Origin of the sequence: Kluyvera sp. CHPC 1.251 (assembly GCF_036759945.1) — a bacterium.
In the GTDB taxonomy this organism is placed as follows: Bacteria; Pseudomonadota; Gammaproteobacteria; order Enterobacterales; family Enterobacteriaceae; genus Kluyvera; species Kluyvera sichuanensis.
The window spans coordinates 293,722-308,651 of the sequence record NZ_JAPKIC010000002.1; the positions used below are offsets into that span (position 1 = coordinate 293,722).

At 55.8% G+C, this 14,930-nt stretch carries 14 protein-coding genes; 4 read left to right on the forward strand and 10 right to left on the reverse strand.

The genetic code is table 11. The annotated features are described in order from the left end of the window. Positions 1-27: 27 nt before the first annotated feature. Genes yajC through queA form a run of 3 tightly spaced genes read right to left on the reverse strand, consistent with a single transcriptional unit; the run spans position 28 to position 2,634 of the window. Positions 28-360 (reverse strand): preprotein translocase subunit YajC, encoded by a 333-nt coding sequence (gene yajC / locus V6940_RS05830; protein ID WP_123649994.1) that lies wholly within the window; start codon positions 358-360, stop codon positions 28-30. A 22-nt stretch (positions 361-382) separates the two neighbouring features. Then, positions 383-1,510 (reverse strand): tRNA guanosine(34) transglycosylase Tgt, encoded by a 1,128-nt coding sequence (gene tgt / locus V6940_RS05835; RefSeq protein ID WP_123649993.1) that lies wholly within the window; start codon positions 1,508-1,510, stop codon positions 383-385. Between the two features lie 53 nt (positions 1,511-1,563). Next, entirely contained in the window at positions 1,564-2,634 is a 1,071-nt protein-coding gene (gene queA, locus V6940_RS05840) for a tRNA preQ1(34) S-adenosylmethionine ribosyltransferase-isomerase QueA (protein ID WP_333495175.1), read from the reverse strand. 91 nt (positions 2,635-2,725) lie between these two features. On the opposite strand from queA, the gene acpH reads away from it, so the two are divergent. Together acpH and V6940_RS05850 are read left to right on the forward strand one after the other, a co-directional pair. Beyond that, on the forward strand, positions 2,726-3,307 hold the full coding sequence (gene acpH / locus V6940_RS05845; RefSeq protein ID WP_333495176.1) for an ACP phosphodiesterase: 582 nt from the start codon (positions 2,726-2,728) through the stop codon (positions 3,305-3,307). A gap of 169 nt (positions 3,308-3,476) precedes the next feature. Next, entirely contained in the window at positions 3,477-4,079 is a 603-nt protein-coding gene (locus tag V6940_RS05850) for a peroxiredoxin (RefSeq protein WP_064547849.1), read from the forward strand. A gap of 74 nt (positions 4,080-4,153) precedes the next feature. Here V6940_RS05850 and V6940_RS05855 read toward each other — a convergent pair whose 3' ends face one another. Next, positions 4,154-5,512: an MFS transporter gene (locus tag V6940_RS05855; protein ID WP_333495177.1), complete on the reverse strand. Its 1,359-nt coding sequence runs from the start codon at positions 5,510-5,512 to the stop codon at positions 4,154-4,156. 12 nt (positions 5,513-5,524) lie between these two features. Here V6940_RS05855 and V6940_RS05860 point away from each other — a divergent pair, with 12 nt between their 5' ends. Further along, the gene (locus tag V6940_RS05860; RefSeq protein ID WP_333495178.1) at positions 5,525-5,698 is read left to right on the forward strand and encodes a hypothetical protein; all 174 of its coding nucleotides are present in this window, start codon (positions 5,525-5,527) and stop codon (positions 5,696-5,698) included. A 61-nt stretch (positions 5,699-5,759) separates the two neighbouring features. Here the strand turns inward: V6940_RS05860 and V6940_RS05865 are convergent, their stop codons facing one another. Genes V6940_RS05865 through V6940_RS05875 form a run of 3 tightly spaced genes read right to left on the reverse strand, consistent with a single transcriptional unit; the run spans position 5,760 to position 8,893 of the window. Next, positions 5,760-7,628 carry an amidohydrolase gene (locus V6940_RS05865; protein ID WP_333495179.1) on the reverse strand — a complete coding sequence of 623 codons (1,869 nt, stop codon included), beginning with the start codon at positions 7,626-7,628 and terminating at the stop codon, positions 5,760-5,762. A gap of 20 nt (positions 7,629-7,648) precedes the next feature. After that, complete coding sequence (locus tag V6940_RS05870; protein ID WP_333495180.1) at positions 7,649-8,191, reverse strand: antibiotic biosynthesis monooxygenase; 543 nt, start codon at positions 8,189-8,191, stop codon at positions 7,649-7,651. Between the two features lie 60 nt (positions 8,192-8,251). Next, on the reverse strand, positions 8,252-8,893 hold the full coding sequence (locus V6940_RS05875) for a hydrolase (protein ID WP_185667181.1): 642 nt from the start codon (positions 8,891-8,893) through the stop codon (positions 8,252-8,254). 250 nt (positions 8,894-9,143) lie between these two features. Here V6940_RS05875 and V6940_RS05880 point away from each other — a divergent pair, with 250 nt between their 5' ends. Further along, positions 9,144-10,046, forward strand: coding sequence for a LysR family transcriptional regulator (locus V6940_RS05880; protein ID WP_333495181.1), 903 nt, complete (start codon positions 9,144-9,146; stop codon positions 10,044-10,046). On the opposite strand, the gene malZ is transcribed toward V6940_RS05880, so the two are convergent. From malZ to brnQ, 3 genes are all read right to left on the reverse strand, one after another. Beyond that, a complete protein-coding gene (malZ, locus tag V6940_RS05885) occupies positions 10,040-11,860 on the reverse strand; it encodes a maltodextrin glucosidase (RefSeq protein ID WP_333495182.1) in 1,821 nt (606 codons plus the stop codon). The two genes, V6940_RS05880 and malZ, sit on opposite strands and share 7 nt — an antisense overlap. A gap of 178 nt (positions 11,861-12,038) precedes the next feature. Continuing rightward, the gene (proY, locus tag V6940_RS05890) at positions 12,039-13,391 is read right to left on the reverse strand and encodes a proline-specific permease ProY (RefSeq protein WP_185667318.1); all 1,353 of its coding nucleotides are present in this window, start codon (positions 13,389-13,391) and stop codon (positions 12,039-12,041) included. 127 nt (positions 13,392-13,518) lie between these two features. Further along, positions 13,519-14,838, reverse strand: coding sequence for a branched-chain amino acid transporter carrier protein BrnQ (gene brnQ / locus V6940_RS05895; RefSeq protein WP_333495183.1), 1,320 nt, complete (start codon positions 14,836-14,838; stop codon positions 13,519-13,521). Between the last annotated feature and the right edge of the window lie 92 nt (positions 14,839-14,930).

Sequence of the window (14,930 nt, forward strand, 5' to 3'; positions counted from 1 at the left end):
GGCAGTTCCCTTTGGGAAAACGAAATATTACAGCGCCTTCATGGTGCCTTTCGGCAGAACGGCAGCTACGAAGTCACGTTTGATAACCACTTCAGTGGTGTCGTTCAGTGCGATAGCAATGTAGCCAGTTTCCGCTACTTTGGTCACACGACCCACCAGGCCACCGTTAGTCAGCACTTCATCGCCTTTCGCGATGGAGCTCATCAGGTTTTTATGCTCTTTGGTACGTTTTTGCTGTGGACGCAGGATCATGAAATAGAAGATCAGGCCGAAAACCACCAGCATCAGAATCAGAGACATCGGGCTGCCCTGCGACGGAGCCCCGGTTGCTGCTACCGCATCAGAAATAAAAAAGCTCATTCAAATTCCCTCATTATTAAAATTAATCAACGTTCAAAGGTGGAACGGTACGCCCCTGGCGTTGGTAGAAATCGGTCACGAAGCTCTCTAATTTACCCTCTTCAATAGCCTTGCGTAAACCAGCCATTAAGCGCTGATAGTAGCGAAGATTATGAATGGTATTGAGGCGCGCGCCCAATATTTCGTTGCAACGGTCAAGATGATGCAAGTATGCACGCGAATAATTGCGACAGGTGTAGCAATCACATTCGGCATCAAGCGTGCTGGTATCGCTCTTATGTTTGGCATTACGGATTTTCACCACACCGTCGGTCACAAAGAGATGACCGTTACGGGCGTTACGCGTTGGCATAACGCAGTCAAACATATCGATACCGCGACGAACGCCTTCAACCAGGTCCTCTGGTTTGCCAACGCCCATCAGGTAACGCGGTTTGTCAGCAGGGATCTGCGGGCAAACGTGCTCCAGGATACGGTGCATGTCTTCTTTCGGCTCACCAACCGCCAGGCCGCCGACAGCGTAGCCATCAAAGCCAATCTCCACCAGACCTTTGACGGAGATATCACGTAAATCTTCGTAAACGCTGCCCTGAATGATGCCAAACAGCGCATTTTTGTTGCCGAGGCCATCGAAACGGTCGCGGCTGCGTTTAGCCCAGCGCAGAGACATTTCCATCGAGCGCTTGGCGTAATCCCAGTCCGCCGGGTACGGCGTACATTCGTCGAAAATCATCACGATGTCGGAACCGAGATCGTACTGAATTTCCATCGATTTTTCTGGGTCGAGGAAGATCGGGTCGCCGTTAATTGGGTTGCGGAAGTGCACGCCCTGCTCGGTGATTTTACGGATATCGCCCAGGCTGAAGACCTGGAAGCCGCCGGAATCGGTAAGAATTGGCCCTTTCCACTGCATGAAATCGTGCAGGTCGCCGTGCAGCTTCATGATTTCCTGACCCGGGCGCAGCCACAGGTGGAAGGTGTTGCCAAGAATGATTTGCGCGCCGGTCGCTTCTACTTCTTCCGGCGTCATGCCCTTAACGGTGCCGTAGGTACCCACCGGCATAAAGGCAGGCGTTTCAACTACGCCACGATCAAAAACCAGGCGGCCGCGGCGAGCGCGACCGTCTGTGGTATCCAGTTCAAATTTCATCTTTACTCCTGCGTCAGAAAAACAGTCTGACGTTAAATTCTCATGCCGGGAACTTACTCCCCGACACGCTCAAAAATAGCCTGCGGATTGTACGTGATAAACATGGCATCACCGTAACTAAAAAAGCGATATTTTTGTTCTACAGCAGCCTTATAGGCGTTCATGGTGTGCTGATAACCCGCAAAAGCGGACACCAGCATGATAAGCGTCGATTCCGGCAAGTGGAAGTTGGTCACCAACGCATCAATCACCTGGTACTGGTAGCCTGGGAAAATAAAGATTTGCGTGTCGCCGAAGAACGGTGCGATCAGCTCATCTTTTGCCGCCTGCGCCGCGCTTTCCAGCGAGCGAACGGAGGTGGTGCCGACGGCAATCACGCGGTTGCCGCGAGCCTTCGCCGCCAGTACCGCATCAACCACTTCTTGCGGCACTTCTGCGTATTCGGAGTGCATGATGTGGTCTTCAATGCTGTCAACGCGCACCGGCTGGAAGGTACCCGCGCCCACGTGCAGGGTGACAAACGCCATCTCGATGCCCTTTTCGCGAAGCTTCGCCAGCAGCGGTTCATCGAAGTGCAGGCCCGCGGTCGGTGCCGCAACGGCACCTGGTTTTTCGCTATACACGGTCTGATACAGCTCGCGGTCGGCGTCTTCGTCCGGACGGTCGATGTACGGCGGCAGCGGCATGTGGCCAATAGCGTTCAGAATATCCAGCACGCTGCGTTCGTCATCGAACTCGACTTCAAACAGCGCGTCATGGCGCGCAACCATCGTCGCCTTAATGCTTTCATCATCGCCCAGCAGCAGTTCCGCCCCCGGCTTCGGCGCCTTAGAGGCGCGAATATGTGCCAGAATACGTTTATCATCCAGCATACGCTCGACCAGCACTTCAATCTTGCCGCCGCTGGCTTTACGGCCAAACAGGCGCGCTGGGATCACGCGGGTATTGTTAAAGACCAGCAGATCGCCAGGGTTGAGCTTGTCGACCAAATCGGTGAAAGTACCGTGCGTCAGCGCGCCCGTCGGCCCGTCCAGAGAGAGTAAGCGACAGCTGCTACGCTCGGCTTGTGGATAGTGGGCAATCAGGGATTCGGGTAGTTCAAAGGAGAAATCGGCAACGCGCATGACTGTGACTCTGGGCTTAATAATGAGGCGGGTAGTCTAGTGCCGGGGAGACATCCCTGCAACCCTTACCCCTCTGGATAAACGTTTAACAATGAATTTTCTCGCTCACCTGCACCTTGCTCACCTGGCCAATAGCTCGCTATCGGGAAACCTGCTGGCTGATTTTGTTCGCGGCAACCCGCAGCAGGATTACCCGGCCGACATCGTTGACGGCATTTATATGCATCGCCGCGTTGACGTGATGACCGACAATTTGCCGCAGGTAAAAGAGGCGCGCGAATGGTTCCGCCCCGAAACGCGCCGCGTCGCGCCGATTACCCTCGACGTGATGTGGGACCATTTCCTTTCGCGCCACTGGGCGCAAATCTCGCCGGAGATAGCTCTACCTGAGTTCACCCGCTATGCTCGCAGCGAAGTCGCTATGGTCCTTCCGGATGCTCCGGCACGCTTTCAGACGCTGAACGAACACCTGTGGTCTGAACGCTGGCTGGAGCGCTACGGCGAGATGGACTTTATTCAGCGGGTGCTGAACGGGATGGCCAGCCGCCGCCCGAAGCTCGATGCGCTGCGCGATTCATGGCATGATCTCGACGCACACTATGATGCGCTGGAGACCCGCTTCTGGCAGTTTTATCCGCAGATGATGGCGCAGGCGAAAAACAAAGCGCTGTAGGGCTTGCATCAGGCCACGGAACGGCTATGCTTATTCCTTTGGTAAAATAATAATTGATAGGTGAATCCTATCTTATTAATCGTCATAGTCTTTTTGTGTTCCCCGCTTACCCTCCCTATACTGGCCCGCGTTGCGTTCCATTAACCTTATAAATTCAAAGGAGAACCCCATGGTTCTGGTTACTCGTCAAGCGCCTGACTTTACCGCAGCAGCGGTACTGGGCAACGGTGAAATCGTTGAGAAATTCAATTTCAAACAGCACACCCAGGGTAAAGCCACCGTTCTGTTCTTCTGGCCGATGGACTTCACTTTTGTCTGCCCGTCCGAGCTGATTGCCTTCGACAAACGTTACGAAGAGTTCCAGAAGCGCGGCGTTGAAGTGGTTGGCGTCTCTTTTGACTCCGAATTCGTTCACAACGCATGGCGTAATACCCCTGTCGACAAAGGCGGCATCGGTGCAGTGAAATACGCAATGGTTGCCGACGTTAAGCGTGAAATTCAGAAAGCTTACGGCATCGAACACCCAGACGAAGGCGTTGCGCTGCGCGGCTCCTTCCTGATCGACGCTAACGGCGTGGTTCGTCACCAGGTGGTTAACGACCTGCCGCTGGGCCGTAACATCGACGAAATGCTGCGTATGGTAGATGCGCTGCAGTTCCACGAGCAGCACGGCGAAGTATGCCCGGCGCAGTGGGAAAAAGGGAAAGAAGGCATGAACGCATCTCCGGACGGCGTTGCTAAGTACCTGAGCGAAAACGTATCAAGCCTGTAATCGGCTGACGTTTCGTCAAAAAAAGGCTCGCATTGCGAGCCTTTTTGTTTTGCAGGAGTCTATTATACACCCCGTTATGATGGCTGCTGCACATACACCGCCCGCTTCGGTGCAAAGAAAATCATGATAATCACGCTCACCAGCAGCACCGCCGCAATGCTGTAAAGCCCCGCATTACTGCTCCCGGTCATATCCCGCGTCACACCCATTACCCACGGCGCAAAGAAGCCGGACGACGTGGAGATCATACTGATCATCGCAATCCCCGCCGGCGCTTTCACCGGATCGAGATAGGTCGACGGGAAAGTCCAGGAGATCCCCGATGCACCGCTAAAGCCAAACCCGGCAACACCCAGCAGCACCAGCTTCAGGTACATCGGCACCTCCAGATAACCCACCGCAATCAAGCTCACAGCAGCAAGCGTCGCACCAAATACAAAGTGCCAACGGCGTTCACGGCGGATATCGGAGCTGCGGCAAATCGTGAGTTCCCCCAGAATCGCCATGGCAAACGGAATCGCTCCCAGCAGCGCGATAACCGCGATATTGCCAACCCCCATCTCCTTAATCATCGTCGGCAGCCAGAAGTTAAACGCATAAGCGCCGCAGTTGGTGGCAAAAATAAAGGCTATTAGCAGGAACACTTTCGGGTCAGCCAGCGCCCCCAGCATCGCTTTTTTACCATGCGTGCCATAACCCGCCGTGATGCCCTGCTTTTCCCGGTCTTTCTGCATCATCTGCTGGTGCAGCGCCTTTTCCTGCGGACTTAGCCATGTCGCCTCTTCCGGCCTATCGGCGAGATTAAAATAGATAACCCCCGCGATGAAAAAGACCGGCAGCGCGTCCAGCAGGAACATCCACTGCCAGCCTTCCAACCCTTGCCAACCGTGCATATATTGCAACATCACCCCGGAAACGGGGCCGCCAATCATCGGCGCGGTCAGCGTGGCGACCAGAAAGATGGCGGTGATGCGCCCGCGGATATGACTCGGGAACCAGTAGGTAAAGTAGAGGATCACCCCCGGTACAAACCCAGCTTCAAAAATACCCAGCAAGATCCGTAGCGCATAAAGCTGGTTGATAGTCTGCACAAACATCGTGCAGGCGGAAAGTGTGCCCCACAGCAGCATGATACGAGTCAGCGTTTTACGTGCGCCGATTTTATCCATCAGCATATTGCTGGGAATTTCGCATAGCGCATAGCCGATAAAAAAGATCCCCGCCGCAATCGCATACTGCGTATCGGTAAAGCCAATAGCGCTCTGCATCTGCAGCTTGGCATAGCCAATATTGACGCGGTCAAGGAAAGAGAAAAAGTAGGCGACAAACAACACCGGCATGATTTTCCACACCACCTTTTTTAATAACCGCTGCTCTTCTTCACTGCCGGTCAGGCTGTTTAATATCGGTTTATCGGTATAAACGTGACTCATCTGGCATCCCCATTGGCACGTGAAAACGGTGGCCAGCGCGGTATTGCGCTTGCCTTGCTCGATTCTGATATATACAAATCTATTGATTATTATCTAATCATTAAGATGTTAATGACATTAGAAGAGGCAGGCGCAAAGATCCAGACGGAACGCACCAACAAAGATCACAAATTTGAAATATATTGATAACAATAAGGCGAGGATCACAAGAAGAGGCGGTCAGTGAACCTGACCACCTGAGAGCGGGTTAGAACGAGAAGCAGGAGCAGCCAAGTGCGCCCCAGAAGGCGCGATCGTCGGATACCGGAATGCCAGACTGACGCGCAATGTCATGCTGATGCCCGTGTACGCCGCAGCTGCCGCAGCACTGGTGCATCTGAACCACCGCGCCGATATGCTCAGAACCCGGAGGCGCGGAGCGATAGTGGCCCGGTACTTTCACCACCGGTGACCAATCCGGCACCACCGGAATCGACGGCGGGGCGATCGGCGTGAAGTGCCCGGCGGCATAGACCACGCGGCCATCGACAATCGTCATTACCGATTCAATCCCTTTGATCTCCTCTTCCGGCACGTTGAAGTAGTCCTTTGATAGCGCCACCAAATCCGCCAGTTGCCCGGCGGCAATACGTCCCTTTTTCCCCTGCTCGCTGGAGAACCAGGCACTACCTGCCGTCCACAGTTCCAGCGCGACATCGCGCGGCAGACGGTTTTCATCGTCATACATCGCCATGCCGCCGACGGTACGCCCTGAAACCAGCCAGTACAGCGCCGTCCACGGGTTGTAGCTTGCCACGCGGGTGGCGTCCGTACCCAGACCAACAGGAACGCCCATCTCCAGCATTTTCGCGACCGGCGGTGTGTGTTTCACCGCATCTTTGCCATAACGGTCAACAAAGTATTCCCCCTGGAAGGCCATACGGTGCTGCACCGCAATCCCGCCGCCCAGCGCCTTCACACGCTCAATGTTGCGCTCGGTGATGGTCTCCGCGTGGTCAAAGAACCAGTGCAGGCCGTTGAACGGAATATCACGGTTAACTTTCTCGAACACGTCCAGCATGCGGCTAATTGATTCATCGTAGGTGGCGTGCAGGCGGAACGGCCAGCGATGCTCGACCAGGTGACGAACCACGCGTTCAAGCTCATCTTCCATACCCGGCGGCAGATCCGGACGCGGCTGCAGGAAATCTTCAAAGTCGGCCGCCGAGAAGACCAGCATCTCGCCAGCGCCGTTGGCACGGTAGAAGTCGGTACCCTGCCCCGGTTTCAGCATATCCGTCCAGCGTTCGAAATCCTCGACCTCCTGCTTCGGACGCTGGGTAAACAGGTTATAGGCGATGCGGATAGTCATCTGCTTATTGGCGTGCAGCTGCTCAATAATTTCGTAATCTTCCGGGTAGTTCTGGAAGCCGCCGCCCGCATCAATGGCGCTGGTCAGCCCCAGTCGGTTCAGCTCACGCATAAACTGACGGGTGGAGTTGACCTGCATCTCCAGCGGCAGCTTCGGCCCTTTGGCCAGCGTCGCATAGAGGATCATCGCGTTAGGTTTAGCAATCAGCATCCCGGTCGGGTTGCCGTTGTTATCGCGGACAATCTCGCCGCCCGCAGGGGCTGGCGTATCTTTGGTGTAGCCCACCGCCTTCAGCGCGGCGCGGTTGAGCAGCGCGCGATCGTAGAGGTGCAGCACAAATACCGGCGTATCCGGCGCGGCGTCGTTAAGCTCCTGCAACGTTGGCATCCGGCGTTCAGCGAACTGGAACTCGCTCCAGCCGCCTACCACGCGCACCCATTGCGGCGAAGGCGTACGGTCGGCCTGCTCTTTGAGCATACGCAGCGCATCTGCCAGCGACGGTACGCCTTCCCAGCGCAGTTCGAGGTTGTAGTTCAGCCCACCGCGAATCAGGTGCAGGTGAGAGTCGTTGAGGCCAGGGATCACCGTGTGACCGTGAAGGTCGACAATCTGTGTGCCTTCGCCCGCCCAGGACATCATCTGCGCGTCGCTGCCGACGGCCAGAATTTTGCCGTCGGCAATGGCCACCGCGTCTACTAGCGGCTGCTGCGGGTCAAGCGTGTGAATCTGCCCCTGGGTTAAAATCAGGGTAGCGGTTTGTGACATAGTGTTCTCCTCGCGTCGGTTCAGGCCTTTTTCAGCCAACCGGCAAACAGGCGGGTCACGATGGGCATCCAGAACCAGACCACCAGCGCGACCACACAGGCATCATTGATAAAATGCAGCGACAGGGTTCCCTTTAACGACGGCAGCAGCATGCCGGTAATCGCGGGCACCAGATTGGTACTGGGGAAAATCACCAGCAGCGTTATCAGAAACTGTTTCCAGCGTTTGGGCTGGCGAACGTTGGCGGCGGGCGGGGTAAACCAGAAGGCGGCTTCGGTACGTACTTCGGTACGATCACCCTCACCCAGCACCGGGGCAATCTCCTCAACCAGCTTGCGTCGCACGTCGGACTGCGTCCAGGCGTAGAGATGTTCGATGGTGTCGAAGCGGATGATGATATTCCAGGCCGTTTGCCCATCGACCGGGCGAATAACGTTGGCCCCCAGATGGCCCGGATAGTTAGCGGCGATAGGCATAATCTCGCCCAGCCAGGCTTCATACTGCGCAACGTGTTCGGGGCGAATAGCGTGGGTAATGACCAGCGTGACATGCTTTTGCGTCATGACGATAGGTTCCTTGCGCTTGCAAACCGGCGGGGTGATCGCCCCACCGGATCGCTTGCCTTAGGCTTTGCGCTCAGGTGCGCCGTGCACCATGGTGTAGGCGTAATCCACGCCCATCCCGTAAGCGCCGCTGTGTTCACGCACCAGATCCATCACCGCGTCATAGGTCTCTTTACGCGACCAGTCGCGCTGGTACTCCAGCAGCACCTGCTGCCAGGTCACCGGCACCGCACCGGCCTGCACCATGCGGTCGATAGAACGTTCGTGGGCATCAACGGAGGTACCGCCAGAGGTATCGGTCACAACATATACCTCATAGCCTGCTTCCAGCGCCATCAGCGCCGGGAAGGTCAGGCAGACTTCGGTCCACAGCGCGGAGATAATCAGTTTTTTACGCCCGGTTGCTTCCACCGCTTTCACAAAAGCAGCGTCTTCCCAGGAGTTCATTGAGGTACGTTCGATAGGCTTAACGTCAGGGTGAACGGCGAGTAATTCAGGCCAGATATAACCGCTAAAACTTTTCGTTTCGACGGAGGTATAAATGACCGGAACATTGAATATTTTCCCGGCTTTCGCTAACGCTACGGTATTATTTTTTAATGTCTGGCGATCAATATTCGCCACGCCGAATGACATTTGTGGCTGATGGTCAATAAAAATAAGCGCAGAGTTTTTAGGGTCAATCAGTTCCCGGATAGACATAACACACCTTCTTAATCAATAGGTTAAAAGACAACGGTCTTAAACTGCCGTCAGCAGCAGGATCCTGAATCAGAAAGCTTGTTGAGTATAGCGGGAAATTTCTAACGAGTTATTAAAGAAAACTTACCATCTTGTGACGGTAATAAATCAGCATCAAAAAAATGCGATGCTTATATCTAATTTATTCACTGGCATTGTTTTTCACTATTCGTTACAACGTAGTGGTTTAATTTTCAGGATATTTTTCATTATGCGAATCAATCTGGACGTACTGCTTATTCTTGATGCTCTTGAGAAACACGGGACCTTTGCCGCCGCCGCCGATTCGCTGTTTAAAACGCCCGCCGCGCTTAGCTATATGATTCAAAAGCTGGAAAGCGACCTGAACATTACGCTGCTCGACCGCTCCGGGCATCGGGCAAAATTCACCGATACCGGACGCATGATGCTGGAAAAGGGCCGCCTACTGCTCAATGCGGCGAAAGATCTGGAAAAGCAGGCGATACAGCTAACCTCTGGCTGGGAAAAAGAGCTGGCGATTGCGCTGGACGACTCGTTTCCCTTTGCCGCGCTATTGCCGACGATCGAGGATTTTTACGAGCTAAATAAACAAACCCGCCTCAGCTTTACCCATCATACGCTGGCCGGTTCCTGGGAAGAGCTCACCCATAACGGCGCGGATATTATCCTCGGCGCAATTAACGAACCGCCCACCTCGGCCGCCTGGTCATATCGTATGCTCGGCACGCTGGATAACGTATTTGTGGTGGCACCAAATCATCCGCTGGCGACCGCCTCAGAAGGCCTAACTAACGAGCAGCTCTGTTTACATCGCGCGGTGGTGATAAGCGACAGCGCGCGGGTATGTCACCCCTTGCAGACCAACCTGATGGACGAACAACCGCAGATTCGCGTCGACGATTTTCACAGCAAGGTGACGCTGCTTCGCGCCGGTATGGGCTGCGGGTTCCTCCCTCGCCATATTGCCAGCCCGTGGCTGGCAGCAGGAGAACTGGTGGAGAAAACGGTAGACTCGTTTCGCCAGAAAGATGTCGCCTATATCGCCTGGCGCAACGGCAGCGACGGGCTCGCTCAGCGCTGGTGGCGTGAAACCCTGCTCGCCAGCGCTGAGATCCGCCGTCTCTATCAGTGACCGGTCCACACCGACGCGGAGACAGCCGGAAGCGTCAGGCGCATACCTTCCAGCTGCGCCTCGCCTTCCCGGCGCTGCCAGCGGGCCACATGCAGCAACGGAGAGTCCGCTAACGTGATGTCGCAGGCTTCACCGCGATTAATCGCAATCAGCACCCGCTCCGCGCCAAGTACGCGCAGGAACACCACCACATCTCCCACCGCATAGAGCACCTGGCAGGCGCCAAGACGCAGCGCAGGCGTGGCTTTACGCAGCGCCGCCAGACGCTGGTAGAGCGCCAGCAGGTTTTTATCCTGTTTATTTTCATCCCACGGGAATGGCTTACGGCAGAACGGGTCGTTATCGCCGTCCAGCCCGACTTCGTCACCGTAGTAGATACAGGGCACACCGGGCCAACTAAACAGCCAGACCACCGCCAGCGGTAGACGCGCCACATCACGACCGAGTAGCGATTTAAAGCGCGCCGTATCGTGGCTATCAAGCTGATTAAACATGCGTAGCTGCTGCTGATGTGACAGCCCGGCACGGTAATCTTCCATCCACGCAATGCAGGTCTGCGCATCAATTTTCTGCGGGTCGTAGGAGATATCGGTATTGGCGAGGAAACCCCACAGCGGGAAGGTAAATCCGCGATAATTCATCGCCGCATCTTCCGCATCCTGCTGTAGCCACTGACGCGCATCACCAAAGTGCTCACCGAGCACATAGGCATCCGGCCGCGCGGCTTTCGCCGCCTGGGTTATCGCCGCCACGTGCTTCAGGTTGTTTTTCGCGCCGCCCGCTTCACCCAGCATATGCACCACGTCCAGCCGCCAACCATCCATATTCCACGGCGCTTTCAGCCAGTGACGAACGATGCTGTCTTCACCACCGTAGATTTCATCAATCAGCGCCTGAGACCGGTAATCGAGCTTCGGTAGGCTAGCGTAGCCTAGCCAATCCAGCGCTTTACCCTCTGGTGAGAAGCTGTAGTGGTCGCGCCACGCTGAGTCCGGGTGATGGCAGGCTCCCTTCGCCGTGCGATTGTGGCGGTCAAACCAGGCGTGAGTGTCGCCGCTGTGGTTAAACACACCGTCGAGGACAAGGCGCATCCCCTCACGCTGGGTGTTATGGCGTAGGCGCAGCAGCGCGTCGTTGCCGCCGAACTGCGGGTCCACTTCACGATAATCTTCAGTATCGTATTTATGCACGCTGGGCGCGGTAAACACCGGGTTCAGATACAGCGCAGTCACCCCAAGTGCTTTCAGGTAGGGCAGCTTTTCGCTGATACCGTCGAGATCACCGCCGTAAAAGGTCGAGCCGCCCGCTTCAGCGGTAAGCGGTGCATCCCAGTCGCGTAGAATGATGTCGTGACCGGCCGCGTGATGATGGTAGACGTTGTCCTGCTGGTCGCTACGCGACGGGCTGCGGGCAAAACGGTCCGGGAAAATCTGATAGAAAACCTGTTCGGTCACCCACTGCGGGCCTGCATCCGGGCTATCAAAGGCAAAAAGCGCCAGCTTGGCTGGCGGAAAGGCGCTAAAGCCTTTGGGTGAAAACCACTGTTGGCGGTCATCCCACAGCAGTTTAAAGGCGTAACGACGGCGCGGTTGACCTTCATGCAGACCAATTTCCGCACGCCATTGCACGATATCATGGCTCGGCGCTTTGCCACTGCGGCGCATCGATACCGCCATCTCTTCGTTATCGACTTCCGAGCGCATCGTCACTCGCTGCGGCAGGTCATCGCCGCGAAGCCACAGCGTGATAATGAGTTTGTCCTGCTGCTGTTTAATAAAGGGAGCAACAGGAAGGTGCCAGGCGTTCAACATCATCTATCCCCTATCCTCAAAGTGAGCCCACCTTGCCATACGACTAGTGCACCCTACTCATCTTTTGTACTTTTTTGTAGGGAGGAGGACGGGGGCGGAGGATTGAGAGAGAAAACGCGACGCCGGGAAAGACCCGGAGTCGGTGCATACGCACCTCGTCCGGGTTACGTGCCAGGGTAGATTATTTGCTGCGACGGGTTTTCAATGCCCAGCCGACTAACAGCAGCAGGATCCACGCAAAGCCCACGTACAGCGAAATGCGGGTATCCGGGTGGTAACCAATCAGCGCGATAATAAAGACCAGGAAGACGATACCGACGATGGTCGTCGCCACGCCGCCAGGCACTTTAAACTTCAGCGCTTTGATTTCATCCGCCGACAGGCGGCGACGGAAGGCCACCTGCGAGAGCAGGATCATAATCCACACCCACACGGTGGCGAAGGTCGCCAGCGACGCAATCACCAGGAAGACGTTTTCCGGCATGATGTAGTTGAGGTACACCGCAAACAGCAGCGCGATGGTCATCACCATCACCGTCACCCACGGAATACCGCGACGGGAGGTTTTAGCGAACACCTTCGGTGCGCTGCCCTGCTCCGCCATACCGTGCAGCATGCGACCCACGCCGAACACATCGGAGTTAATCGCCGACAGTGATGCCGTCAGTACCACAAAGTTAAGGATGCTGGCCGCGAAGGTGATCCCCAGATGCTGGAAGGTCATCACAAACGGGCTGCCGTTGGTGCCGACCTGGTTCCACGGGTAGATGGACATAATGACGAACAGGGTACCCACGTAGAACACCAGAATGCGCATCGGCACGGAGTTAATCGCGCGCGGAATAGAGGTCTGCGGGTCTTTCGCTTCACCGGCGGTGATACCGATAATCTCAATACCGCCGTAGGCAAACATCACCATCTGCAGCGACATCACCATGCCGAGCCAGCCGTTGCTAAAGAAGCCGCCGTTGCTCCACAGGTTATGAATGCCCGTTGGCTGCCCGCCGTTACCGATACCCCAGATAATGATGCCAAAACCGGCCACGATCATGATGATAATGGTGGCGACTTTGAAGAACGAGAACCAGAATTCCAGCTCGCCGAACACCTTCACGCTCATCAGGTTGATGGCGCAGATGATCAGCACCACGCTGAGCACCCATATCCAGTGCGGTACCGCCGGGAACCAGACGCCCATGTAAATACCAAAGGCGGTGACGTCAGCTATCGCCACTATCAGGATCTCAAAGCAGTAGGTCCAGCCGGTGATGTAGCCTGCCAGCGGGCCCAGGTTATCCTGCGCATAGCGAGAGAAGGAGCTGGCAGAAGGGTTATGCACGGACATTTCGCCCAGTGCACGCATGATGATATACGCGGCAACGCCGCCAATAATATAGGCCAGCAGAACGCTGGGCCCGGCCATCTTAATCGCATCGGCGGAGCCGTAGAACAGCCCCGTACCAATGGCCGATCCGAGGGCCATAAAGCGAATGTGTCGGGTGCTTAACCCGCGCTTCAGCTTGTTGTTTTCCATCGTTTCCAGTGCCATGTCATACCCATCATCATCGCGCCTGGCGCGAACGACTTAGGTGAAAGTACCCAAAATAAAAAACCACGGAACATCACGTTCCGTGGTTAAAACACCTTGATGCAAACGCCGATTAGTGGGCGCTGGATGTCACCTGACGACCTGCTGTACGGTCCCAGATAATCGCCAGAACCGCCATCACAACCGTCGGCATCAGCCATGCAAGGCCTTGCTCGGCCAGCGGTAAACGGGCAGTCCACGCTGGCAGCACATCTGCAAAGGCAGAGGCTTTGATGCCGTCAAGGATACCAAATACCAGGCTGATAAACATCGGTGGTGCAATAACGCGGCCCGAATTATGCCACCAATTGCGGGTAAAACTCAGCACTACGAGTGCGATACATGGCGGATAAATCGCTGTCAGCACCGGAATAGAGATTTGAATCAGGTGGCTCAGCCCCAGATTCGACACCGCCATAGAGAACAGGCCGAGGATAAAGACCAGCGTACGGTAGGAGAACGGCAGGTACTGCGCAAAGAACTCGGCGCAAGCACAGGTCAGGCCCACCGCGGTGACCAGACAGGCGATGAAGATCAATGCCGCCAGCATGAAGCTACCCGCGCCACCGAAGGTGTGCTGTACATAAGCGTGCAGGATTGCTGCACCGTTCGCGTTCTGATCGACCAGCGTCGCGCTATCAGAACCCAGGCGGAACAGCGCCAGGTACAGCAGCGTCAGACCAACGCCCGCCATCAGGCCAGCCCAGATGGTATAGCGGGTCAGCAGACGCGCTTCGGTCACGCCGCGGGAACGTGCGGCGTTGACGATAACGATACCAAACACCATCGCACCCAGCGTATCCATGGTCAGATAACCGTTCACGAAACCGTTGGAGAACGCTGCGGTTTCATAGGCTTCCATCGCGTGGCTAATCGGGCCAGCCGGCCACATCACGGCAGCAACGGACAGCACAATCAGCGCCAGAATTTTCAGCGGCGCGAGGAAGTTGCCCACGGTATCCAGCAGTTTGCCCGGATAGAGCGACACCAGAATTACCAGCGCGAAGTAGACAAGGCTGTAGATGAACAGCGGCAGCTCACCGCTGCCGGTCAGCGGCGCGATACCGATTTCAAACGAAACGGTCGCGGTACGCGGGGTCGCAAACAGCGGCCCCACCGCCAGGTAGCAGACCGTAGCGAGCAGCACACCCGCGACTTTACCAATTGGCGTACTCAGGCTGTCCACGCCGCCGCCCACTTTCGCCAGCGCGACCACGGTGAGCACCGGAAGACCAACGGCGGTAATCAGGAAGCCGATCGCGGCGGTCCAGACGTGAGGACCGGCCTGCAAACCAACCATTGGAGGGAAAATGATGTTGCCTGCGCCAACGAACAACGCGAAGGTCATAAAGCCCAGAGCGATGATGTCACGCGATTTTAATTGATGGGTCATATGTAACTACAGCCTGTGGATGTGGTGTTGTAAAACAAATTTATTGTGTCAGCGCCTGTGGAATGATGCAGAGGAAACTGACAATAAACTCA